General features: G+C 68.5%; 18 protein-coding genes. 4 read left to right on the plus strand and 14 right to left on the minus strand.

The window, feature by feature from the left end; all coding sequences use genetic code 11:
• Positions 1–17 precede the first annotated feature (17 nt).
• From AC3WOH_RS22510 to AC3WOH_RS22560, 11 genes are all read right to left on the minus strand, one after another.
• Complete coding sequence (locus tag AC3WOH_RS22510; RefSeq protein ID WP_492231551.1) at positions 18–2,681, minus strand: bifunctional diguanylate cyclase/phosphodiesterase; 2,664 nt, start codon at positions 2,679–2,681, stop codon at positions 18–20.
• A complete protein-coding gene (locus AC3WOH_RS22515; RefSeq protein WP_492231552.1) occupies positions 2,678–3,787 on the minus strand; it encodes a TRAP transporter substrate-binding protein in 1,110 nt (369 codons plus the stop codon). Before AC3WOH_RS22515 ends, AC3WOH_RS22510 begins: the two co-directional genes overlap by 4 nt.
• A gap of 277 nt (positions 3,788–4,064) precedes the next feature.
• Complete coding sequence (locus AC3WOH_RS22520) at positions 4,065–4,868, minus strand: SDR family oxidoreductase (RefSeq protein WP_492231553.1); 804 nt, start codon at positions 4,866–4,868, stop codon at positions 4,065–4,067.
• A 112-nt stretch (positions 4,869–4,980) separates the two neighbouring features.
• Positions 4,981–5,913, minus strand: a complete 933-nt coding sequence (locus AC3WOH_RS22525; protein ID WP_492231554.1) for a DMT family transporter — start codon at positions 5,911–5,913, stop codon at positions 4,981–4,983.
• A 149-nt stretch (positions 5,914–6,062) separates the two neighbouring features.
• Entirely contained in the window at positions 6,063–7,358 is a 1,296-nt protein-coding gene (locus AC3WOH_RS22530; protein ID WP_492231555.1) for a DUF3422 family protein, read from the minus strand.
• 125 nt (positions 7,359–7,483) lie between these two features.
• On the minus strand, positions 7,484–8,995 hold the full coding sequence (locus tag AC3WOH_RS22535; protein ID WP_492231556.1) for a tripartite tricarboxylate transporter permease: 1,512 nt from the start codon (positions 8,993–8,995) through the stop codon (positions 7,484–7,486).
• Between the two features lie 18 nt (positions 8,996–9,013).
• The gene (locus AC3WOH_RS22540) at positions 9,014–9,502 is read right to left on the minus strand and encodes a tripartite tricarboxylate transporter TctB family protein (RefSeq protein WP_145695535.1); all 489 of its coding nucleotides are present in this window, start codon (positions 9,500–9,502) and stop codon (positions 9,014–9,016) included.
• Between the two features lie 130 nt (positions 9,503–9,632).
• Positions 9,633–11,441 carry a type IV pilus assembly ATPase TfpB gene (gene tfpB / locus AC3WOH_RS22545; protein ID WP_492231557.1) on the minus strand — a complete coding sequence of 603 codons (1,809 nt, stop codon included), beginning with the start codon at positions 11,439–11,441 and terminating at the stop codon, positions 9,633–9,635.
• A gap of 55 nt (positions 11,442–11,496) precedes the next feature.
• Entirely contained in the window at positions 11,497–12,258 is a 762-nt protein-coding gene (locus AC3WOH_RS22550) for a class I SAM-dependent methyltransferase (RefSeq protein ID WP_492231558.1), read from the minus strand.
• Entirely contained in the window at positions 12,259–12,810 is a 552-nt protein-coding gene (locus AC3WOH_RS22555) for a DNA-deoxyinosine glycosylase (RefSeq protein ID WP_492231559.1), read from the minus strand.
• 72 nt (positions 12,811–12,882) lie between these two features.
• Complete coding sequence (locus AC3WOH_RS22560; protein ID WP_492231560.1) at positions 12,883–13,743, minus strand: TatD family hydrolase; 861 nt, start codon at positions 13,741–13,743, stop codon at positions 12,883–12,885.
• Positions 13,744–13,844: 101 nt separating this feature from the next.
• On the opposite strand from AC3WOH_RS22560, the gene AC3WOH_RS22565 reads away from it, so the two are divergent.
• From AC3WOH_RS22565 to AC3WOH_RS22580, 4 genes are read left to right on the plus strand one after another with little or no spacing between them, the layout of a single operon-like run.
• Positions 13,845–14,780: a S1C family serine protease gene (locus tag AC3WOH_RS22565; RefSeq protein ID WP_492231561.1), complete on the plus strand. Its 936-nt coding sequence runs from the start codon at positions 13,845–13,847 to the stop codon at positions 14,778–14,780.
• A gap of 33 nt (positions 14,781–14,813) precedes the next feature.
• The gene (locus AC3WOH_RS22570) at positions 14,814–15,830 is read left to right on the plus strand and encodes an AAA family ATPase (protein WP_492231562.1); all 1,017 of its coding nucleotides are present in this window, start codon (positions 14,814–14,816) and stop codon (positions 15,828–15,830) included.
• Positions 15,811–16,818, plus strand: coding sequence for a DUF58 domain-containing protein (locus AC3WOH_RS22575; protein ID WP_492231563.1), 1,008 nt, complete (start codon positions 15,811–15,813; stop codon positions 16,816–16,818). Before AC3WOH_RS22570 ends, AC3WOH_RS22575 begins: the two co-directional genes overlap by 20 nt.
• Before the next feature lie 20 nt (positions 16,819–16,838).
• The gene (locus AC3WOH_RS22580) at positions 16,839–17,882 is read left to right on the plus strand and encodes a VWA domain-containing protein (RefSeq protein ID WP_492231564.1); all 1,044 of its coding nucleotides are present in this window, start codon (positions 16,839–16,841) and stop codon (positions 17,880–17,882) included.
• 16 nt (positions 17,883–17,898) lie between these two features.
• On the opposite strand, the gene AC3WOH_RS22585 is transcribed toward AC3WOH_RS22580, so the two are convergent.
• The 3 genes from AC3WOH_RS22585 to AC3WOH_RS22595 all read right to left on the minus strand — a co-directional run bounded on the left by AC3WOH_RS22585 (position 17,899) and on the right by AC3WOH_RS22595 (position 22,890).
• Positions 17,899–20,811: a sensor domain-containing diguanylate cyclase gene (locus tag AC3WOH_RS22585; protein WP_492231565.1), complete on the minus strand. Its 2,913-nt coding sequence runs from the start codon at positions 20,809–20,811 to the stop codon at positions 17,899–17,901.
• A 116-nt stretch (positions 20,812–20,927) separates the two neighbouring features.
• Positions 20,928–21,644: a lipoprotein-releasing ABC transporter ATP-binding protein LolD gene (lolD, locus tag AC3WOH_RS22590; RefSeq protein WP_492231566.1), complete on the minus strand. Its 717-nt coding sequence runs from the start codon at positions 21,642–21,644 to the stop codon at positions 20,928–20,930.
• Positions 21,637–22,890 carry a lipoprotein-releasing ABC transporter permease subunit gene (locus AC3WOH_RS22595; protein ID WP_492231567.1) on the minus strand — a complete coding sequence of 418 codons (1,254 nt, stop codon included), beginning with the start codon at positions 22,888–22,890 and terminating at the stop codon, positions 21,637–21,639. Before AC3WOH_RS22595 ends, lolD begins: the two co-directional genes overlap by 8 nt.
• Positions 22,891–22,899: the final 9 nt, after the last annotated feature.

The raw sequence follows: 22,899 nt of genomic DNA on the forward strand, positions 1-22,899 counted from the left end.
CCTTGAGAATCCGGCCCTCAAGCGGTGAGCGCGGTGCTGCCAGCGCCGAGCAGACTTTCCAGATCGGCCACAGGCACGGGACGACCCATGAGGTAGCCCTGGAAGAACTGGCAGCCGTGCAGGGCCAGGAAGTCCTTTTGCGCCTGGGTCTCCACGCCCTCGGCGATCACATCGAGCTCCAGGTTGCGCGCCATGCCGATGATGGTCTGCACGATCACGTCGTCGGTGTGCTTGACGCCCAGGTTGCGCACGAAGGACTGGTCGATCTTGAGCTGGTCCAGCGGTAGCCGGGTGAGGTAGGCCAGCGAGGAATAGCCGGTACCGAAATCGTCCACCGAGAAGCGCACCCCCTTGGTCTTGAGCAGGCCCATCTTGGCGATGGTGTCGTCCACATTGTCGAGCACCAGGGACTCGGTGAGCTCGAGCTTGAGCAGGTGGGGCCGGGCCCCGGTTTCGCGCAGCACCTCCACCACCCGGGCCACGAAATCGCGCTGGCGGAACTGGCGCGCGCTGACGTTGACCGACAACTGCACATGCCGGTAGCGCGCATCGCCCTGCCACGCGGCCAGTTGCTCGCAGGCGGTGCGCAGCACCCAGTGGCCCATGGGCACGATGAGCTCGCTCTCCTCGGCCACGCCGATGAAGTGGCCCGGGGTGAGCAGTCCACGCTCGGGATGGCGCCAGCGGATCAGCGCCTCGGCCCCGACCATGCGGCCGTCGAGGTGGAACTGGGGCTGGTAGTGCAGCACAAACTGGCGCCCCGTGAGGGCCAGCTGCAGGTCGCTCTCCAGCTGGGCACGCTGGCTGATCGCGATCTGCATCTGCGGATCGAAGAAGCACAGCGCATTGCGGCCCTGCGACTTGACCTGGTACATGGCGATGTCGGCCTGCTTGAGCAGGTCCACCGAAGGCTGCATGGCGCCGCCCATCAGCGTGGCTCCGATGCTCGGGGTGCTGTGGTAGGTGTGGGTGCCCAGCGTGTAGGGCTGGTTGAGCTTGCGCAGGATCTTCTGGCCCACCCGGCGGGCATAGGCGGCCGCCTCGCTGCTGTGCTCCGACAGGTCGCTGAGCATCACCACGAACTCGTCCCCGCCCAGGCGGGCCACCGTGTCCTCGCGCCGCACGCAGGTCTTCAGGCGCTGCGCCACCTGGCGCAGCAGCATGTCGCCGACCTCGTGGCCCAGGGTGTCATTGAGGGTCTTGAAATGGTCCAGGTCCAGGAACAGCAGCGCGCCATGCTGGCCGCTGCGCACGCTGGCGGCCGTGGCCTGCTGCATGCGGTCCATCAGCAAGCGCCGGTTGGGCAGGTTGGTCAGGGGGTCGAAGAAGGCCAGGCTCTCGATCTCGGCACTGGCCTGGCGCAGCGCGGTCACGTCGTGGTAGGTGATGACCAGCCCCGACTCGGGCGTCATCCGCTCGGTGATCTGGATCACGCGGCCATCGGGCAGCGATTGTTCGTGCGGCCCCTGGGGCTGTGCCTGCAGCGCCAGGCGGTGCTCTATCCACAAGGCACGCTCCGCATCGGAGGCATGCGGCAAATGGTGCCGGGCCTTTTCTTCGAGCACCTTGCGGAACGACACCTGGGGCGCCAGCATGGGCTGGAGCCAGGGGAAGATCTCCTCGAAGCGCCGGTTCCACTGCACCACGCGCTGCATGCCGTCGAGCAGCACGAAGCCGCTGACCATGGATTCGAGCGCCTGGTCCAGCGTGGCCTTGCTCTGGGCAATGGCCAGGCGGGCCTGCGTCATGCGGTCGATATAGCGCAGGGCAAACCCGCCCGCTGCCAGGATCATGGCCAGGAAGGCCAGCGCGGTGAGGGCCACGGCATTGCGCTCGGTGCGCCAGGAAGCCAGGGCGTCGCGCTGTGGGATGCTGGCCGAGATGCGCAGGTCCTGGTACAGGATGGGACGGTACACCACCAGCGCGACCTCGCCGCTCAGGCGCGCCGGGGCGCGCCAGTGCGGCCCGCTGTCGTCCAGGGTGTCGAGCGGCGGCGACAGGGTGTGGGTGACGGCGTCCTCACGGCCGGGCACGCTCAGCAGCATCTGCCCACCCGCGCGCTCCAGCGTGACCTGCAGGCCGCTGATGTCCACCCCCTGCACCAGCACCGAGCTGAGCGAGGTCACAGGCAATTCGGCCAGCGCCACCACACGCGAGCTGTCGGCCATCTTGAGATGGCGCGCAAAGTACAGAACCTTCTCGGCGCTGGCGAAACTCACCACGGGCTGGCTGACCATGAGGGTGGAAACCGGCTGGTTCAGCACCTCGTCGAGGAAGCCCGCCGGCAGGTCCAGCGCCAGCCGGCTGCCCGCTGCGTCCGAGGATGCGATCACCTTGCTCTGGGCATCCACCAGGGCCACATAGCGCACCATGAGGTTCTGGCGCGCCGAGCTGCGCAGGCGCTGGCTGGCACTGTCGGAGTCGATCCAGTCGACCATGGCGGTCGACAGGCCCAATAACTCATCCATGCTGGCCAGCAGCACATCCACCGAGAGCAGCGAACGGTTGAGCGCCGCCTCGGCTCCCGCCACGAAACGCGTGGCCTGCGTGGCGCTGTCGGCCAGTGCCACCTGGCGTGCATTCCAGACCAGCGTGGCGGCCACCAGGGCCACCGACGCGAGGAAGAAGGCAACCGCCCCCGAGACGTAGATCTTGATGCGCGCTGGCGAGGATGGGTTCATTTGCCAGGCGCCGCGGCCAGGCCGCGCACGGGCCCGATGGTTCGGTTCCAGATGTCCGCGCAACGCGGGCCGCAGCGCTGCACCCAGCGCGGCAGCACCGTGGAGGCCAGGATCTCGCGGCGGCTCTTCTCGTCCTGCTCCGACACGGGCACGACGACCATGTTGCCCTTGCGCCCCCCGGTGCAGTTGGCCGCTCCGCGGTTGCAGGCCATGCCATCGGCCGTCTCGCGCTCGGCCTCCTCCCAGATGGCAGCCTCCAGCCGCGGCAGCTCGCGGCGCAGCAAGGCGCGCAGATCCGGGGGCAAGGCCTCCCAGGCTGCCTGGTTGGCGGCAAACACCGCCAGGCCCCAATTCACCGGCAGCGCGTGCAGGTGGGAGGTCATGGTGTGCAGGCCCAGCGTGTTGCCCGACATGGTGCCGGTGATCGCGCACTCGGTGTTGCCGGCAGACAGGCTGGTCACGATCTGCGCAAAGCCGGTGAGGACGGGAACGCCGCCCAGCGCCCCGACGAAATCGGCCTGACTGGACGAGGAGACGCGGATGCGCCGGCCCGACAGGTCGGCCAGGTTGCGCAAGGGCTTCTTGCAGAAGACCACCTGGGCCGGGTAGACATAGATGGCCAGGGCCTCCACCCCATGCTGGTCGCGCAGCGCTTTCTCCAGGTAGGGGCGAAAAGCCGCGACCGTGGTCTTGAGCGTGGCGATGTCGGGGTTCAGGCCCGCCAGGTCGGGCGCGGTGTACTCCGGGTACTGGGCGGAGAAGGAGCTCATGAGCGTGGTGCCAAAGGGCACCACCCCGAGCTGCAGCAGGCGCAGCATTTCGCCCCCGGGCACGCCGGCGCGGTCGAAGGGCACGATCTCGGCGTCGAACTTGCCGCCACTCAGGCGTGCCAGTTCCTTGCTCCAGAAAGGCTCTTCCTGCCGTGTGTACTGGTTGATACCGGCCAGCCCTCCCACGATGCGCAGCTTGTAGGGCACGGCGGCCTTGGCGCCCGGCCCGACCCCCGCGGCATGGGCCCAGGCCGCACCGCTGCCGCACGCCCACAGGCCGAGTCCCAGCAGGGCCAGCGCGGCGAATCGGTTCGTCAGGACACGGGACAGGTTCATGGCGATGGTATCTCCAGCCTCATTGTTCGTCCTAGATTCCCAAAGTATGGGAAAAATGTGCGCAAAACACAACGGACCCTGGCAGGGCCATCAGCCCATTGTGCCTTGGCACCCCCCACCCCAAACCGGGAAAACACGCAGAAAAGCCCCCTGCAGCCCCCTGGACGCCCTTCATTCCAGCGACCTTGAGGGATATCAAGGCCCTGCATGCCGCAGCCGAGGGCGTGTACCTACCCGCGCGGACAGTGCCGATGCGGGCAGCCCAGGCCCCTACCGCTCAGAACGTTCCCTGGTACGCGCCCCCGTCCGCCAGCACATTCTGGCCGGTCATGTAGGCTGCCTGCATGCTGCACAGAAAGGCGCAGATGGCGCCGAATTCCTCGGCCGTACCATAGCGGCCGGCCGGGATCTGGGCCTGCTGCGCCCGGCGGAACTCTTCCACGCTGACGCCGGCCTTGGCCGCCCCCGAACCGATGGTGCCGGCCAGCCGGTCGGTATCGAACTTGCCCGGCAGCAGGTTGTTGATGGTCACGCCACCGGCCGCGAGCTTGCTGCGCGCGACACCGGCGACAAAGCCCGTGAGCCCGCTGCGCGCGCCGTTGGACAGGCCCAGGATGTCGATCGGCGCCTTCACCGCACTGGAGGTGATGTTGACGATGCGGCCGAAGCCGCGCTCTGCCATGCCGTCCACCGTGGCCTTGATGAGCTCGATGGGGGTGAGCATGTTGGCATCCACCGCCTTGATCCAGGCGTCGCGGTCCCAGTTGCGGAAATCGCCGGGAGGGGGCCCGCCCGCATTCGTGACCACGATGTCAAAGGCGTGCCCGGGGCCACCGGCCGCCGAGAACACGGCAGCGCGCCCCTCGGGGGTGGTGATGTCGGCCGCCACCGCCAAGACCTGCACCTTGCCGGCGGCACCCTGTGCCTGCAGGCGCGACGCGGCCTGGGCCAGCACGTCGGCATTGCGGGCATTGATGACGACGTGGACGCCTTCGTTCACCAGCGCCTGGGCACAGCCAAAGCCCAAGCCCTTGCTCGCACCACACACCAACGCCCACTTGCCTGCAATACCCAGATCCATGTCCAACTCCGTGATTCATCGGGAAGCGCACACCGCACTCCCCCTGCGCCAAATCATAAGTGGACTTGGGCAGCCCTGCCCACGGCGGGGCACTGCCCTGCCCCAGGGCCGTTCAGGCCACCACCCTGCGGGCGGGGCGGGTGAAGACAAAGATGCCCGCGACCACCAGGGCCGTGCCGCACGCCACCCAGACCGTGAAGGGCTCCCCGAGGATCCAGATCCCCATGAGGATGGTGGACAGGGGCCCCACCATGCCGATCTGTGCCGCCATGCCCGCGCCGATGCGCTCGATCGCCATCATCACCATGAGCACCGGCACGGCCGTGCACAGTGTGGCGTTGAGCACCGACAGCCAGACCACTTCGGGCGCGACGATGGCCGCCGAAAGCGGCCTGAGCACCACGAACTGCAGCAGGCAGCACAGGCAGGCCACGGTGGTGGCCAGGCCCACCAGGCGCAAGGCGCCGATGCGCTGCACCATCTCGCCGCTATAAACCAGGTAGATGGCGTAGCTCACCGCGCTCAGGAACACCAGCAGCGCCCCCAGGGCCACATTGCTGCCCTGCAGGTTGGCCTCGTGGCCGAAGACCAGCACCACGCCGCTGTAGCTCACCAGCATGCCCAGGGCCTGGCCCCAGCGGATGCCGCGCCGGTAGAGCACCCAGCCAAGCATCATCACCAGCGTGGGGTTGAGGTAGAGGATCAGGCGCTCCAGGCTGGCACTGATGTAGGCCAGGCCGGCGAAATCGAGAAAGCTCGCCAGGTAGTAGCCCGTGATGCCCAGTCCCACGATGCCCAGCCAGTCCTTGCGCGACAGCGGCGGCTTGCCCCGACTGGCCCACCAGCCCATGGCGGCGAAGATGGGCAGCGCAAACAGCATGCGGTACATGATGAGCGTGACCGCATCGACGCCGTAGCGGTAGGCCAGCTTGACGATGATGGCCTTGCCGCTGAAGGCGATGGAACCGAACAGGGCGAGCAGGAAGCCCGAGGCGAGGTGTTGGCTGCCGGCCTTGGCGGCCGATGGTGGCTGGGGGTTCGACAAAGGCTTCTCTCGCGCCGACGGTCGGACCCCTGCGGTCTGCAGACGCCCCCGGGCAGCCCGCCAGTGTGGCACGGGAGCAATAACCCGCGCCATCGGTCCTGCGTGCGTGGGCCACCGCCATCGGCGATGGCCGCGCGCGCGCTCCGCGGTCAGTGCTTGCGAAAGATCGTGTGGTGCAGCCGGCGCAGCGACCACCACACGCCCACGGCCACCAGCGGAATCGCCAGGGCCGCCGTGGTCTCGGCCGACAGGGGCCAGCCGATCTTCTGCGCGCCCTTGGCCAGGTAGCTCACCAGGCCCACGATGTAGTAGGTGATGGCCGCCACCGAGAGGCCCTCCACCGTGGACTGCATCTTGAGCTGCAGGTCCTGGCGGTGGTTCATGGTGGCCAGCAGCGCCTGGCTGCTTTGCTGCTGCTCGATCTCCACGCGCGTGCGCAGCAGGTTGCTCATGCGCGAGACGCGCTGCGACAGCGCATCCTGGCGCCGGGCCGCCCACTCGCAGGTGCTGCGGGCCGGGGTCAGGCGCCGGTCCATGAACTCGCGGATGGTCTGCATGCCCGCCAGGCGCGATTCGGCCACGTCCTGTATGCGCCGGTCCAGCAGTTCGAAGTAGGCGCTGCTGGCCGAAAAGCGCGAATGCGTGGCCGCATACTGGCTTTCCACCTGCCCGGCCAGCCGCGTCAACCGGTCGAGCAGCACGGGTTCGGAATCGCGGTTGGCCGTGCGGATGGCATCGGCCAGTTCAGCCAGCTCGCGCTCGGCAAAGGCCAGCACGCTGGCAGCTTCGCGTGCCGCGGGCAGGCCCAGCAGCGCCGCCATGCGGTAGGTCTCGATCTCCAGCAGGCGCTGCACCAGCCGGCCCAGGCGCCGTGGCGTCATGCCCCCGGCCAGCAGCACCATGCGCGAGAAGCCGTCGGCATGGATCGCAAAGTCGGTGTACACCTCGCCATGGCCATCGGCCACGGTGGAGGCGACCAGCGTGTCCTCGTGCAGCACATGCTTGACCAGCGAGCCCGAACCAAAGGTGTGTGTGGGCAGCACCCAGAGGTTCAGGCTGCACAGGCACTGGCCGGGCAGGGCTGCCAGCCACTCCTGGGGCACGGTCTCGGTGGCACCCACGGGGTCGCGGTCGCCAAAGGCGTCTACCTGCGCCGGCACCATGAAGGTCCAGGTGACGAACTCCGTGTGCAGTTCCCAGCGCATGCGAAACGCTCCCAGGTCCATGCGCAGGTGGGTGGTATGGGCATCGGGCAGGGCCAGGTGGTGGTTGCGCAGCAACGCGGCCACATGGGCCCGGCTGGCCTCACGCCCCGCTGCATCGGCCAGCATCACGATGTGGGCGATGGCCAGCGGTGCCGCCATGGCCTCGGGCGGGCGGGCATGGATCTCGTTGTGCAGCAGGGCCCGGTGCGGGTGCTGCTGGAAGCTGGTGGGTGTGGGCATGCGCTGGATCAAGAAGCGGTCATGCCATTGTGTACTGCGCCCCTGCCAAGCCCACACCGCGGACTCGCCAAAAAACAACGGCGCCCGAAGGCGCCGTTGCGGGGAGGTCAGGGACCGCCGAGGGATCAGTCCTCGACGAAGGCCTCTTCACGCTTGCTCTTCACCGCAGGGAGCAGCACGATGATCAGCAGCAGGGCGGCGGCAGCCAGCAGGCCGGCCGACAGCGGACGCGTGACGAACACGCTCCAGTCGCCGCGCGACAGCAGCAGGGCTCGGCGCAGGTTCTCTTCCATCATCGGGCCCAGGATGAAGCCCAGCAGCAGGGGCGCAGGTTCGGTGCCCAGCTTGTGGAAGATGTAGCCCACCAGACCGAAGGCACCCACCATCCAGATGTCGAAGGTGTTGTTGTTGGTCGAGTACACACCGACCGCGCAGAACAGCACGATGGAGGGGTACAGCCAGCGGTAAGGCACGGTGAGCAGCTTGATCCAGATGCCGATCAGCGGCAGGTTCAGGATCACCAGCATCGCATTGCCGATCCACATCGAGGCGATCAGGCCCCAAAACAGCTCGGGGTTGCTCGTCATCACCTGGGGACCAGGCTGGATGTTGTGGATGGTCATGGCACCGACCATCAGCGCCATCACGGCGTTGGGAGGAATACCCAGCGTCAGCAGCGGGATGAACGAGGTCTGCGAACCGGCGTTGTTGGCCGACTCGGGCGACGCCACGCCGCGGATGTTGCCCTGGCCGAACGGCACTTCGCCGGGCTTGAGCTTGGTCTTCTTCTCGATCGTGTAGGCAGCGAAGGCCGCCAGCAGCGCACCGCCACCCGGCAGGATACCGAGGGCAGCACCCAGGGCCGTACCGCGCAGCACGGCGGGGATCATGCGCTTGAAGTCTTCCTTGGTGGGGAACAGGCCCTCGACCTTGGCAGTGAACACTTCGCGCTCGTCGTCGGGGCGCGAGAGGTTGGCAATGATTTCGCCGTAACCGAACACACCCATGGCGATGGTCACGAAGCCGATGCCATCGGTCAGTTCAGGGATGTCGAAGCTGAAGCGGGCCACGCCCGAGTTCACGTCGGTACCCACCAGACCCATGAGCAGACCCAGCACGATCATGCCCACGGCCTTGAGCAGCGAGCCCGAGGCCAGCACCACGGCACCGATCAGGCCCAGCACCATCAGCGAGAAGTATTCGGCAGGGCCGAACTTGAAGGCCACTTCGGTCAGCGGAGGCGCGAAGGCCGCCAGGATCAGCGTGCCCACGCAACCGGCGAAGAACGAACCCAGCCCGGCCGCCGCAAGCGCCGGCCCCGCTCGGCCCTTGCGCGCCATCTGGTAGCCGTCGATCACGGTCACCACCGAGGACGATTCACCCGGCAGGTTGACCAGGATGGCGGTGGTGGAGCCACCGTACTGTGCGCCGTAGTAGATACCGGCCAGCATGATCAGCGCCGCCACGGGGGGCAGGGCGTAGGTGGCAGGCAGCAGCATGGCGATGGTGGCCACGGGGCCGATGCCAGGCAACACGCCGATCAGCGTACCCAAGAGGCAGCCGATGAAACAGTAGATGAGGTTCTGGAACGTGAACGCTACGCCGAAGCCCAGCGACAGGTTGTTGATCAATTCCATGGTGTGGATGCTCCTGGCTTAACCGGAAATGAAACTGGGCCACACCGGGAACTGCAGCTTCAGCGCCCAGACGAATGCCACGTAGCTGCCGACCGCGAGCACGGTGGCGAGCACGAACACATCGCGTGCCTTGAACTCGTTGCCGGCCAGGCTGGAGATGAAGGTCAGCGCGTAGATGCCGACGATCAGACCCATGGCCGGAATCCCCAGGCTGGGCAGGCCGCCCAGCAGGATGCCGAAGGCGAAGTTGGCAGCGAGGATGAAGAACAGCGGCTTCCAGGCCCACTTGCCGATCTTGTCACCGTCCACCGTCTCGACGGTGGTGGCCTTGAAGGTGATCACGGCACCGATGATGGCCAGCAGAATGCCCAGCAGCAGCGGGAAGTAGCCAGGACCCATGCGGGCACCGTTGCCGACGTTGTAGGTGGTGGCTCCCCACGCGAACGCGACACCGACACCCATGAACATGAGGCCAGAGAAAAAGTCTTTCTGACTTTTGATTTGCACGATATGTCTCCTATGCGGATTTCACGACCGTGCGATTGTGGGGGCAGCCAAGGCCCCGCTGGATGTGGATTCCACCTACACCCGGTAACACTCGGGACTGCGCGTTTTCCCTATGTACGGGGCCTGCAAATCAGTCCATAGGAGGCGTTGCAGACATCACCTCCTCGATGGTGGTGATGCCCTCGGCCACGCGCAGGGCGCCGGCCAGGCGCAGGGGCCGCATGCCGTCGGCAATGGCCTGGCGGCGCAGCGCTTCCATCGACGGCGCCGTGGTGACCTTGTCCTTGAGGGCCTCGCTCACCGTGAGCAGTTCGTACAACCCCATGCGCCCCTGGAAGCCGGTCATGCGGCAGTCCACGCAGCCCACGGCCTTGTAGGGCTGGTAGCCGCCGCTGAGCTTCCAGGGCTTGATGAAGGCACTGAGCGCTTCGCGGTCGGCCGACTCGTCCTTTTGCTTGCACTGCTTGCAGAAGGTACGCACCAGGCGCTGCGCGAGCACCCCGAGCAGCGTGGCATTGATCAGGTAGGAGGGTACGCCCAGTTCCATCATGCGGGTGATGGCCGAGGGCGCATCGTTGGTGTGCAGCGTGGAGAACACCAGGTGGCCCGTGAGCGCGGCCTGGATGGCCATCTCGGCCGTCTCCAGGTCGCGGATTTCGCCGACCATGATGATGTCCGGGTCCTGGCGCATCAGCGCGCGCAGGCCCTCGGCAAAATTGAAGTCGAGCTGCGGCTGCACCTGGGTCTGGTTGAAGCTCGGCTCGATCATTTCGATCGGGTCCTCCACCGTGCTCACGTTGACCTCTTCCGTGGCCACGCGCTTGAGCGTGGAGTAGAGCGTGGTGGTCTTGCCCGAGCCCGTGGGCCCGGTCACCAGGATGATGCCGTGCGGGCGCTTGACCAACGACTCCCAGCGCGTGGCGTCGTGCTGCGCAAACCCCAGGGCATCGAGGTCCTTGACGGTGTTGTCGGGGTCGAAGATCCGCATCACCATCTTCTCGCCGAAGGCCGTGGGCAGCGTGGACAGGCGCATTTCCACCTCGTCGCCGCGCTGGTTGCGGGTCTTGATGCGGCCGTCCTGCGGGCGGCGCTTTTCCACCACGTCGATGCGGCCCAGCAGCTTGATGCGCGAGATCATGGCGTTGTGCACGCCCATGGGCATCTGGTAGACCGGGTGCAGCACGCCGTCGATGCGAAAGCGGATCACGCCCTGCTCGCGCCGCGGCTCCAGGTGGATGTCGCTCGCGCGCTGGTCGAAGGCGTATTGCCAGAGCCAGTCCACCACCTTGACCACGCCCTGGTCGTTGGCGTCGAGCTGCTTGTTGCTGCGCCCCAGCTCGACCAACTGCTCGAAGCTGCTGCCGCCCGATGCGCCCCCGGCCTTCTGCGCTGCGCGCACGGATTTGGCCAGGGCGAAGAACTCGGCCGTGAAGCGGTGGATGTCCTGCGGGTTGGCCACCACGCGGCGCACCGTGCGGCGCGCCTGGCGCTCGACCTCGGCCACCCAGTCGTCGACGAAGGGCTCGGCCGTGGCCACCACCACCTCCTTGGCCGTCACCTGCACCGGCAGCACCTTGTGGCGCTCGGCATAGGTGGCGCTCATGGTGTCGGCCACCCGGCCCACGTCGACCCTGAGCGGGTCGATGCGCATGTACGGCAGGCCGGCGCGCTGCGCCAGGTACTCGGTGAGCAGCTCGATGTCCAGCGGCTTGCCATCGGAGGCGCGCGTCATGGCCACTGCGGCCAGCCGGACCAGCGCCGGCTGCGAACTTTCGGCCTGCGAGCAGCGGGCAATGGTGCGCTGCGCCTCCTCATGGGAGATCACGCCGTCGGCGCTCAGCCACTCGACCATGCGGCGCCAGTCCACGGGGCCGATGTGGTTGACCGGTTTGATGGCCGCCTTGGCGGTGGGAACGGGGGGCGTGAGGGTGGTGCTCATGACTGCAGCCTATCAAAGAAGGTGGACGGGCAGGATGAAAACGGGGCGGGGTGATTCAGGCGACAGGCTTGAACACCCGCAGCCATTTGGGGGCCGGCAGGTCCCAGCGGGCCTGGATGGCTTCGGCACGGGCCAGCAGCTCGGCGCGCTTGGGGCGCGTCGGGGTGCGCTGGGCCAGCACCACGGTGTTGCCTTCGCGCGTGGGCTTGAAGGCCCACAGCGCGTCTTCGCCAAAGGCGCTGGCCATGCTTTGGAGGCTCTTTTCGTAGCTGGAGGAGCGGCCGAACAGGTTCACGGTCATGCTGCCGTCCTCGGACAGCAGGGCCCGGCAGTCGGCGTAGAAGTCGGGGCTGTCGAGCACGGGCGCGGCCGCGTCGTGGTCGTACAGGTCCACGGCGAGCGCATCGACGGTGCCCAGCCACATGGGGTTCTGGATCTCCTTGGCCGCATCGGCCAGCACCACGCGCAGCTTGGGGCCGTCGGGCGGCAGCTTGAACCACTGGCGGCACACGGCCACCACCTGCGGGTTGAGTTCGATGGCCGTGGCGCACAGGCGCAGCTTCTTGTGGCAGAACTTGGTGATGGCGCCCGCCCCCAGGCCCAATTGCATGGCGTGGCGCTTGCCCACGGAGGCCGGCTCGACGAAGAGCAGCCAGGCCATCATGCGCTGCACATATTCGAGCTCCAGCGCAAAGGGTTCATCCACGCGCATGGAGCCCTGGATCCAGGGCGTGCCCAGGTGCAGGTGGCGCACTTCGCCATCGTCGGAGACGCTGACTTCGGGCAGTTCGGCGGTGCTGGTCTTCTTGCGGGTCATTCAGGTCAATCGGTAGCGGGCCATCAGTTCGGCCCACGCGTTCAGTTTGCGCTCGAAGCTCCACGAGGCATTGGCCGGGCTGGTGGAAGGCAGTTTGTGCACCGGCACGCCCAGGGCGGCGGTGCGTGCCGCGTGCTTGAAGCTTTCACCCCCATTGTGGGCGATGGCGGCCAGGCGCGGCGCCACGGCGCGCAGCGCAGCAAAATCATTCACCACGGCATGGCGGATGTCGGCGTCCAGGCTGCCCTCACGCTCGCAGCTGGCATACACGTCCCACAGGCCCAGGCCGCGCGCCAGCAGCCATTCGCAGCGCTCGGCATAGCTGGCGGGCCCGGGTAGGGGGTGCTGCGGCCAGAGGGCCTGCAGGATGCGCCAGAAGTGGTTCTGCGGGTGGCCATAGTACTGCTGCGAGCGCAGCGAGGCCGCTCCGGGGAAGCTGCCCAGCACCAGCACGACGGTGCGGGCGGAAACCACGGCCGGCAGTCCGACCAGCCGGGGGGCAGGGTCGTCCAGTGGCGGGGCGGTGGCGATGGCGATGGCGATGGCGGGCATGCAGCAATGGTCCAGGGCCGGGGCACCCGGCTTATCACTATCAAATATATAGCTAAAAACCGAGAGCGACGGTCAAGAATCGGTAAAAGAGGGTGACGGCCCCTGCGGAACCCCCAGAAGGGGCGCCAGGCGCGGCAGGGCCGCCAGCGCATTGGCGCTGGAGGCCTCGGCCAGTGCCTGCACCGGCATGCCGCGCAGCCCGGCCACCACCTCGCCGATGCGCGGCAGCTCGCCCGGGGTGTTGCGCCCCTGGGGCCGGCCCGCCTCGCGCTCGGCGGCGGTGGTGTAGAGCCAGTGCGGCGGGATGTCCGGAGAGTCGGTCTCCATCACCAGGCAGCCAAGCGGCAACTCGGTGGCCAGGCGGCGCAGCTGCAGGGCACGGTCATAGGTGACCGCTCCGCCGAACCCCAGCTTGAAGCCCAGGTCCACGAAGGCCTGGGCCTGCTGCGCGCTGCCATTGAAGGCATGGGCGATGCCCGACAGGCCCGGGACCTCGCGCAGGCCCTTGAGCAGCTTGTCGGCCGAGCGGCGCACGTGCAGGAGCACCGGCAGCCCGAAGCGCCGTGCCAGCTTGAGCTGCTCGCGGTAGAAATGCGCCTGCCGGTCCGGGTCGAGCCCCGGCACGAAGTAGTCGAGGCCGATTTCGCCCACGGCGACCAGGCGCGGGTCGTCGCGGTGCTGCGCCAGGGCCTGGGCCAGATGCGCCAGGTCCTCGTCGGCCGCTGTGGCGGTGCACAGGGGGTGGATTCCCAGGGCGTAGCTGTCCCCATGTTGGTGCGCCAGCCGGCGCACATCGTCCCAGTTGGAGCGCTGCACCGCCGGCAGTACGCAGTGCGCCACGCCGGCTGCACGCGCCTGCGCGCGCACGGCATCCACATCGGGCGCCAGCTCGGGGGCATCGAGGTGGCAATGGGTGTCTATCCAGAAGCTCATGCGAACATGATGCACGATGATGTCCCGGGGGATGCACAAGGGCGCGATCCGTGCTACTGTGAAACCATGCACCGCGCCAAGGTGTACCGGAAGGTGACAGGATGCCCAGACCCACTGTCTACAGCAGCTCCCGCCCTGCCCGCCGCCCGTCCGGGGCCGCGGACCCGGGCGGCGCCGCGCCGTTGGAACCGGTTGCCCAGGCGGCGCCTGCCCCGGAACAGCCCGCCGCCAGGCCCCAGGCGGTCAGCCTTTCGCGCCGCAGCCTCCATGCCCTGTGGGCGGCCCTGCTGTTGCTGGCCGCCCTGCTGGTCGCCAGTGTGTGGCTGAACCAGCGCGCCACGCCACGCAAGCTCACCCAGGAAGACATCGACAAGGCGGTGTTGCGCACCCTGGAGACCACCACCCTGCCCTCGGCGGCGGCACGCGCCGTGGAAACCATCGCCCCCTCGGTGGTGCGCGTGGTGGGCTTCGGGCGCAGCAAGAACGGCAAGGAAGAGGTGGAGCGCGGCGTGGGCACGGGTGTGGTGATCGTCGACAAGGGCGTGATCCTCACCAACCTGCACGTGGTGGCGGGCTCCGACCGCATCCAGCTGACCTTCCACGACGGGCTGCAGACCACGGCCACCATCACCGGCGTGCAGCCCGAGAACGACCTGGCCGTGCTCCAGGCCCACAAGGTGCCCGACGACCTGGAAGCCGCCTCCCTGCGCTCCACCAACGACCTGCGCCCGGGAGACCAGGTCGCCGTGGTGGGTTTTCCCTTCGGCATCGGGCCCTCGGCCTCGGCCGGCGTGATCTCGGGCCTGGGGCGCCAGTTCACCTCGCCCGAGGGCAAGCGCGAGCTCGGTAACCTGATCCAGTTCGACGCGGCGGCCAACCCCGGCAACTCGGGCGGCCCGCTGGTCACCATGGACGGCGAGGTGATCGGCATCGTCACCGCCATCCTCAACCCCACGCCGGCGCGCACCTTCATCGGCATCGGCTTTGCCGTGCCCATCGAGAACGCGGCCTCGGCCGTGGGCATGTCGCCCTTCTGAATCCCCACCGTCCACCGTCCCGCAAGGAATCCCATGGAACCGACCCCGCTGACCTCCGCCTCGAACGCCGCCACCGCCACGCTGATGGAGCAGGTGCTCTACGAAGTCAAGCGCGTCGTGGTGGGGCAGGACCGCTTCCTGGAACGCGTGATGGTGGCCATGCTGGCCCAGGGCCACCTGCTGGTCGAGGGCGTGCCCGGCCTGGCCAAGACCCTGACCGTGAAGACGCTGGCCAGCACCATCCAGGGCAGTTTCAAGCGCATCCAGTTCACGCCCGACCTGGTGCCCGCCGACTTGGTGGGCACACGCATGTACAACCAGAAGACGGGCGAGTTCAGCACCTCGCTGGGCCCGGTGTTCACCCACCTGCTGCTGGCCGACGAGATCAACCGCGCCCCGGCCAAGGTGCAGAGTGCGCTGCTCGAGGTGATGCAGGAACGCCAGGTGACGATTGCCGGCGAGACGCACAAGGTGCCCTCGCCCTTCCTGGTGATGGCCACGCAGAACCCCATCGAGACCGAAGGCACCTACGCCCTGCCCGAGGCCCAGGTGGACCGCTTCATGATGAAGGTGCTGATCGACTACCCGACCGAGGAAGAGGAGTTCGTGATCGCCCAGCGCGCGCTGGCCAAGCCCGTGCAGGTGCTGCCCGTAGCCACCACGGCCCAGCTGGCCACGCTGCAGGCCGAGTGCCGGGAGGTCTATGTCGACCCCTCACTGCTGCAGTACGCTGTGAAGCTGGTGGCCGCCACGCGCGCCCCGGCGCGCCACGACCTCAAGGACCTGGCCCCCTTCATCGCCTGCGGCGCCAGCCCGCGCGCCACCATCTGCCTGGCCGAGGGTGCCCAGGCCCTGGCCATGCTGCGCGGGCGCAGCTATGTGCTGCCCGAGGACATGACCGACCTGGCGGCCGACGTGCTGCGCCACCGCCTGTCGCTGTCCTACGAAGCCCTGGCCGAAGGCCTGGATGCCGACGCGCTGATCGCGCGCATCATGGCCAAGGTACCCGCCCCCGCCAAGCCATTGCACCATGAGCAAAAAGCCGCCTGACACCACCGGGGCCGCGCCGCCGCGTACGCTCCCCACCCTGCCCGGCCAGGCCGACCGCCTGCTGCGGCAGCTGGAGTGGAGCGTCATCCGCCGGCTCGACGGGCTGCTGCAGGGCGACTACCGTACGCTGATGCGCGGCGCCGGCCTGGACCTGGCGGACCTGCGCGAGTACCAGCCCCACGACGACGTGCGCCACATCGATTGGAACGTGACGGCGCGGCTGAACCTGCCCCACGTGCGCGTGTTCACCGAGGACCGCGAGATGTCGGCCTGGTTCCTGCTGGACCTGAGCCCCTCGGTGAATTTCGGGCCCGTGGGCAATGCCAAGCGCGACATCCTGACCGGCTTCGTGGCCGTGCTCTCGCGCCTGCTCACGCGCCACGGCAACCGCGTGGGCGCCATGCTCTACGGCGCCGGCGGTGCGCCTGCGCGCGCGGTGGACACCGTGCTGCCCCCGCGCAGCAGCCGTGCCCATGTGCTGCACCTGGTGCACCAGCTGCTCAAGCCTGCCCCCCAACTGCAATCGGGCAATACCGAGCTGCACCTGCTGCTGCAGGGCGCCCTGGGCACCTTGCGCCGCCGCTCCACGGTGTTCGTGGTGTCGGACTTCATCAGCGCCCCCGGCTGGGAAAAGCCGCTGGCCCAACTGGCCCGCCGCCACGATGTGGTGAGCGTGCGCCTGCTCGACCCGCTGGAACTGGAGCTGCCCGATGTGGGCCTGGTCACGCTGCGCGACGCCGAAAGCGGCGAGCAGTTGCAGGTGGACACCCACGACAGCGGCTTTCGCCACCGCTTCGCGCGCCTGGCGGCGCAGCGCGAGGCCGTGCTGCGCGAAGGCCTGGCCAAGGCCGGCGCCGATACGCTGGAGCTGCGCACCGACGACGACCTGGTGGATGCGCTGCTGCGCTTCATGGACCTGCGCCAGCACCGCGTGCGCCCGGCCACGCACCCCTCGTTCCAATGGACGGCCGCGCAGGCCGCCGCCTGACAACCACAGGACACGCCACCATGGTCTTTCTCTGGCCCACCCTGCTCTGGCTGCTGCTGGTCGCACCGCTCCTGATACTGCTGTACTGGTGGCTGCTGCACCGGCGCAAGAAAACGGCGCTGAGCTACTCCAGCCTGGCGCTGGTGCGCGAGGCCATGGGCCCGGCCCAGCACCTGCGCCGGCACATCCCGCCCCTGCTGTTCCTGCTGGCGCTCATCGCCCTGCTCGTGGCCGCCGCGCGGCCGCTGGCCGTGATCACCCTGCCCTCGCAGGACCAGACCATCATGCTGGCCATGGACGTCTCGGGCAGCATGCGCGCCACCGACGTGCAGCCCGACCGCATCACCGCCGCGCAGGATGCGGCCAAGGCCTTCATCGCCGAACTGCCGCGCCATGTGCGCGTGGGCATCGTCGCCTTTGCCGGCAGCGCCCAGCTGGCGCAACTGCCCACGCAGAGCCGCGAGGACCTGGTCAAGGCCATCGACAGCTTCCAGCTGCAGCGCGGCACGGCCACGGGCAACGGCATCATGCTCTCGCTGGCCACCCTGTTCCCCGATGCCGGCATCGACATCTCGGCCCTGGGCGGACGCCAGGCCATGAAGCCCAAGCCCCTCGAAGACCTCAACAAGCAGGACCCTGCCAAGCCCTTCACGCCCGTGGCGCCGGGCTCCTACAACTCGGCCGCCATCATCATGCTGACCGACGGGCAGCGCACCACGGGCGTGGACCCGCTGGAGGCCGCCAAGTGGGCCGCCGACCGTGGCGTGCGCGTGTACACCGTGGGCGTGGGCACGCTGCAGGGCGAGACCATCGGCTTCGAGGGCTGGTCCATGCGCGTGCGCCTGGACGAAGAGACCCTGAAGGCCGTGGCCAGCCGAACCAATGCCGAGTACTTCCACGCCGCGACGGCGGCCGACCTCAAGAAAGTCTATGAGACCCTGAGCTCGCGCCTCACGGTGGAGAAGAAGGAGACCGAGATCTCGGCGCTGTTCGCGCTGGTCGGCGCAGCGCTGGCCCTGATGGCAGCCGGCCTGTCGGTCTGGTGGTACGGGCGGGTGATGTAGACCGGGCGAGGCGCGCCTACGCGGCCGCCCCGCCCCGGAACTGGCCCCGGCCCGAGCGCTTGGCCAGGTAGAGCTTCTCATCGGCCCGGGCCATGAGGTCGGGCCAGCCCCGGCTGGCGTCCGTGCCCAGCGCCAGGCCGGCACTGGCACCCACCGACAGCCGCAGATCGCCGATCTCGAACGGCGTGTGCGCCGCCTCCAGGATCTTGCCGGCCACGGCCTCGGCATGGGCCGGCTCGCGCACACCGGCCAGCACCACGGCGAACTCGTCGCCCCCCAGCCGCGCCACCGCATCGCTGGGCCGCACCAGGGCCAGCAGGCGCTGGGCGAACGCCTGCAGCAGCAGGTCCCCGACGGGATGGCCATGCGCGTCGTTGACCGGCTTGAAGTGGTCCAGGTCGATGTAGAGCAAGGCCAGCAGCGGCCCTTCGGCCGCCAGGTCCTTCTGGCCCACGTAGGCCTGCAGACCGGCCCGGTTGAGCAGGCCCGTGAGCGGATCGTGCTGCGCCAGGTCCAGCAGCCGGCCGGCCTCCTGGTGGTAGCTCGTGACGTCCTGCGCCATGGAGACGAAGCCATCAACCGCACCGGGCTCGGACCACAGCGGAATGAAGTGGATGGTGACGTGGCTGGCCGGCACGCGCTGGGGATGGCCCTGGTCGAAGGTGAGGGTCTCGCCACCGAGCACCTTCTGCACCATGGGCCGGGTGCGCGCGTACTCTGCCGCGCCCAGGAAATCCTCCATGTTGCGCCCCAGGATCTGCTCGCGCGGCACCCGGTGCCAGCGCTCGAAGGCGCTGTTGACGAACTGGTAGCGCTCGTCCGGCCCCACCACCGCGACCAGCGAGGGCAGCGCCTCGGTGATGGAGCGCAGGGTAGCCGTCTGCTTGAGCAGGGCCGCCCGCGCCTGCGCCGCTTCGGAGATGTCGCGCATGATGGCCGAGAAATGCTGGATGCGCCCCTCGCCGTCGCGGTGCGCAATGACCATGTGGCTCACGGGCACCACGCGCTGCCCGGCGGCATACACTGTGGTCTCCCCCACCCACATGCCCTGGGCCCGGACCACCGGCAGGATGGTCTGCACGTACAGCGCATTGGTCTCGGAAGTGTTGAACTCCGTGAACATGTGGGCGCCCACATCCTCATCGGGCGCAAAGCCGAGCGCGCGCCGTGCCGCGGGGTTCATGTAGGTGACCCGCCCCTTGAGGTCGGTCTGCACCACGAAATCGGATGTGTGCTCCAGGATGGCCGTGAGCACGCGCAGGCCGCGCTCGGCGGCCGCGCGCTGGGTGATGTCGATGCCGGTGGAGAAAAACCCGCGCACCTGGCCATCGTCGGAGACATCGGGCACGAGCTGGCTTTCGATGCGGTGCACGACCCCATCACGCAGCTCATCGGCCTCATAGCGCTGTGCGACACCTGCCAGCACCTGCTGCACGCGCTGCGCCACCTCGGGCGGTGCGGGCTCGCCCAGCAGTTCCTCGCGCGTGCGCCCGATGATTTCCTCGCGCGAGCGGCCAAAGCGCTGGCACGCGGCCTGGTTGGCAAAGCGAAAGCGCAGCTCCCGGTCCACATAGCCGATGCGGATCGGCAGGCCGTCGGTGACCAGGCGCACGAAGCGCTCGCTGCTGGCCAGTTGCTGCGCCATGCGCCGGCGCTCCGTCACGTCCTGGAAGGCGCCGAACAGGCGCACCACGGCGCTGCCTTCGTACTCGGCCTCGCCGACGGCGCGCACCCAGATGCGCTGGCCCGCGGCGGTCACCAAGGGCACCTCCAGGTCCCAGGACAGCCCGGTCGCCATCGCCTGGCGCACGGCCGCCTCCATGGTGCGCTGGGCATCGGGCGGGTAGAAGTCCAGGGCCGTGTCCAGCGTGGGCGTGAAATCCGGCGGCACCTCGTGGATGCGCCGGGTCTCGCTCGACCAGGAGACCCGGCGGCTGCGCAGGTCCAGCTCCCAGCCGCCCACACGCGCCACCCGGCCTGTGCGCTCCAGCAACTGTTGGCTGGCCAGCAGCGCACGCTCGGCCGTCTTCTGCGCCGTGATGTCGCGCCCCACGGAATGCAGGTAGGGCCGGTGCTCGCTGTCGCGCAGAAAGCTGTTGGTCCAGGCCATCCAGCGCTCGGTGCCGTCGGCGCTGAGCATGCGGTTCTCGCCCTGGGTGGTGCCCTCGGTGCGAAAGACCTCGGCAATGCGCGCCCGCACCACCTCGCGGTCGGCCACATCGACGTAGGCGAACAGGTCCTTGCCCACCATGTCGCGCGGCGCGAGGCCGAAGTGGCGCGCATAGGCCGGGTTGACGTAGAACACCTCGCCATGCGGCCAGGCCAGCGACACCATCTCGGTCTGTGCTTCCACCATGGTGCGGTAGCGCAGCTCGCTTTCGGACAAGGCCGTTTCGTACTTCTGGCGCACCGAGAACGCGCGCGCGATCAGGTCGCGGCGCATGTCCAGGGCCTGGGACACCATGGCCGAGAGCGATCGCAGCGTGGCCCGCTGCTGCGGCGTCAGCGCGCGTGTCTGGCGATCGATGACGCACAGGGTGCCCACGCGGTCGCCGCCATCGCCGGCCACCAGGGGCGCACCGGCATAGAAGCGGATGTCGGGCGCCTCGGTGACCAGGGGGTTGCGCGCAAACCGAGCGTCCTGGGTGGCGTCGCTCACCTCCATGAGTTCGTCCGAGAGCACGGCATGGGCGCAGAAGGCCACATCGCGCGGGGTCTCGTTGACCCCAGGCAGGCCGACATTGGCCTTGAACCACTGGCGCTCGGCATCGACCAGGCTGATGAGGGCGATCGGCACGCCGCAGACATCGGCCGCCATGAGGGCGATGGAATCGAACAAGGGCTCGGCGGGGGAGTCCAGCACCATGAGGGCGCGCAGGGCTTCCAGCCTGCGCGCTTCATCGGAAGGAAGGGATGCCGGAACCGTCATCGGAAGAATCTCCTGAAGCCCACTGCGCGCATCTTAAAACGGGTTCGCGCCAACACGAACCCTTCCGTGGCCGCGCCAGGCCCTGCGCTGGTAACCAGCGGTTCCCTGCCTGGGACCTACCCCAGCTTGCCCAGCACCAGGTGCACCACGCGATCGCAGCGCGCGGCCAGCGATTCGTCGTGCGTGACCATCACGAAGGCTGTGCCCTGCTCGCGTGCCAGCTGCAGCATGAGTGCGAAGACGCCATCGGCGGTATTGCGGTCCAGGTTGCCGGTGGGCTCATCGGCCAGCACGCAGGCCGGCCGCGTGACCAGGGCCCGGGCAATCGCCACGCGCTGGCGCTCGCCGCCCGACAGCTCGGCGGGGCGGTGGTGCAGGCGCTCCTTGAGGCCGACCGCAGCCAGCACGCGCGCAGCCTCCTCATGGCATTGCTGCTGCGGCATGCGGCGGATGCGCAGCGGCATGGCCACGTTGTCCAGCGCCGTGAACTCGGGCAGCAGGTGGTGGAACTGGTAGATGAAGCCCAGGTGCTCGTTGCGCAGCCGGCCCTGTTGCTCGGGCGACAGCGACGGCAGTTGGTGGCCCTTGAGGCGCACGCTGCCGGCCGTGGGCGCGTCGAGCCCGCCCAAGAGGTGCAGCAAGGTGCTCTTGCCCGAGCCCGAGGCGCCGACGATGGCCAGGGTTTCGCCCGCATGCACCTGCAGGTCCACGCCGTGCAGCACGGTCACGTCGAGCCGGCCTTCGGTGAAGCGCTTGGTCAGGCCCTGTGCCTGCAGCACCACCTCGCCACGGACAGGCGGGGATGCAGTGGAGGGTGTGTTGTTCTTATTCATAGCGAAGCGCCTCGGCAGGGTTCACACGGCTGGCGCGCCAGCTGGGGTACAGGGTGGCCACAAAGGCCAGGACCAGGGAGATGATGGCAATGGGAATGATGTCCGAGCCCTGGGGGTCGCTGGGCATCTTGCTGATGAGGTAGATGTCCTTGGGCAGGAAGCTCGCATTGAGCGCCTGCTCGATGGCCGGAACGATCACGTCGATATGGAAGGCGATCACCAGGCCCAGCAACAGGCCGGCGATGGTGCCGATCACGCCCACCATGGCGCCCTGCACCACGAAGACGCCCATGATGCTCTTGGGGCTAGCGCCCAGGGTGCGCAGGATGGCGATGTCGGCGCGCTTGTCGGTCACCGTCATCACCAGGGTGGAGACCAGGTTGAAGGCTGCCACCGCCACGATGAGGGTGAGGATGATGAACATCATGCGCTTTTCGAGCTGCACGGCGGCGAACCAGGTGCGGTTCTGCTGCGTCCAGTCGCGCACCACCAGACCGCCGCTCACCGTGCCGGCCAGCTCGGCGGCGACGGCGCGTGCCTGGTGCACGTCGGCGAGCTTCAGGCGGATGCCCGTGGGGCCCTCCAGGCGGAAGATGCGCTGGGCATCCTCATGGTGCAGCAGCACCAGGGCCGCGTCGTATTCGTAGTGGCCCGAGTCGAAGGTGCCGGCCACCGTCATCTGCTTGAGGCGCGGCACCACGCCGGCCGGCGTGACCTGGCCTGCGGGCGCAATCAGCGTCACGGTATCGCCCGTGCGCACGCCCAGGGCACGGGCCAGCTCGCCGCCCAGCACCACACGGAACTCGCCGGGCACAAGGAGCTTGAGCGTCTTCTCGTTGCCGGCCGCCAGGTCGGTCACCGAGCTTTCGAGCGCCGGGTCGATGCCACGCACGAGGGCGCCGCGCATGTCCTGCCCGCGCGAAAGCAGGGCCTGCGCAGAGACGAAGGGGGCTGCCCCGGTCACGTGGGGGTTGCGCTTCACCTCGGCCAGGGTGGTGACCACATCGGGCAGCGGCGCGCCCTGGGGCGCCAGGATCTCGATGTGCGAGACCACGCTGAGCATGCGGTCGCGCACCTCGCGCTGGAAACCGTTCATCACCGAGAGCACGATGATCAGCGCCGCCACGCCCAGGGCAATGCCCAGCATGGACACGCCCGAGATGAACGAGATGAAGCCATCGCGCCGCGTGGCACGGCCGGCGCGGGTGTAGCGCCAGCCCAGGGCCAGTTCGTAGGGGATTTGCATAGGGTTCAG

The sequence above is a fragment of the Acidovorax sp. FW305-C-20-28 genome (assembly GCF_058783375.1).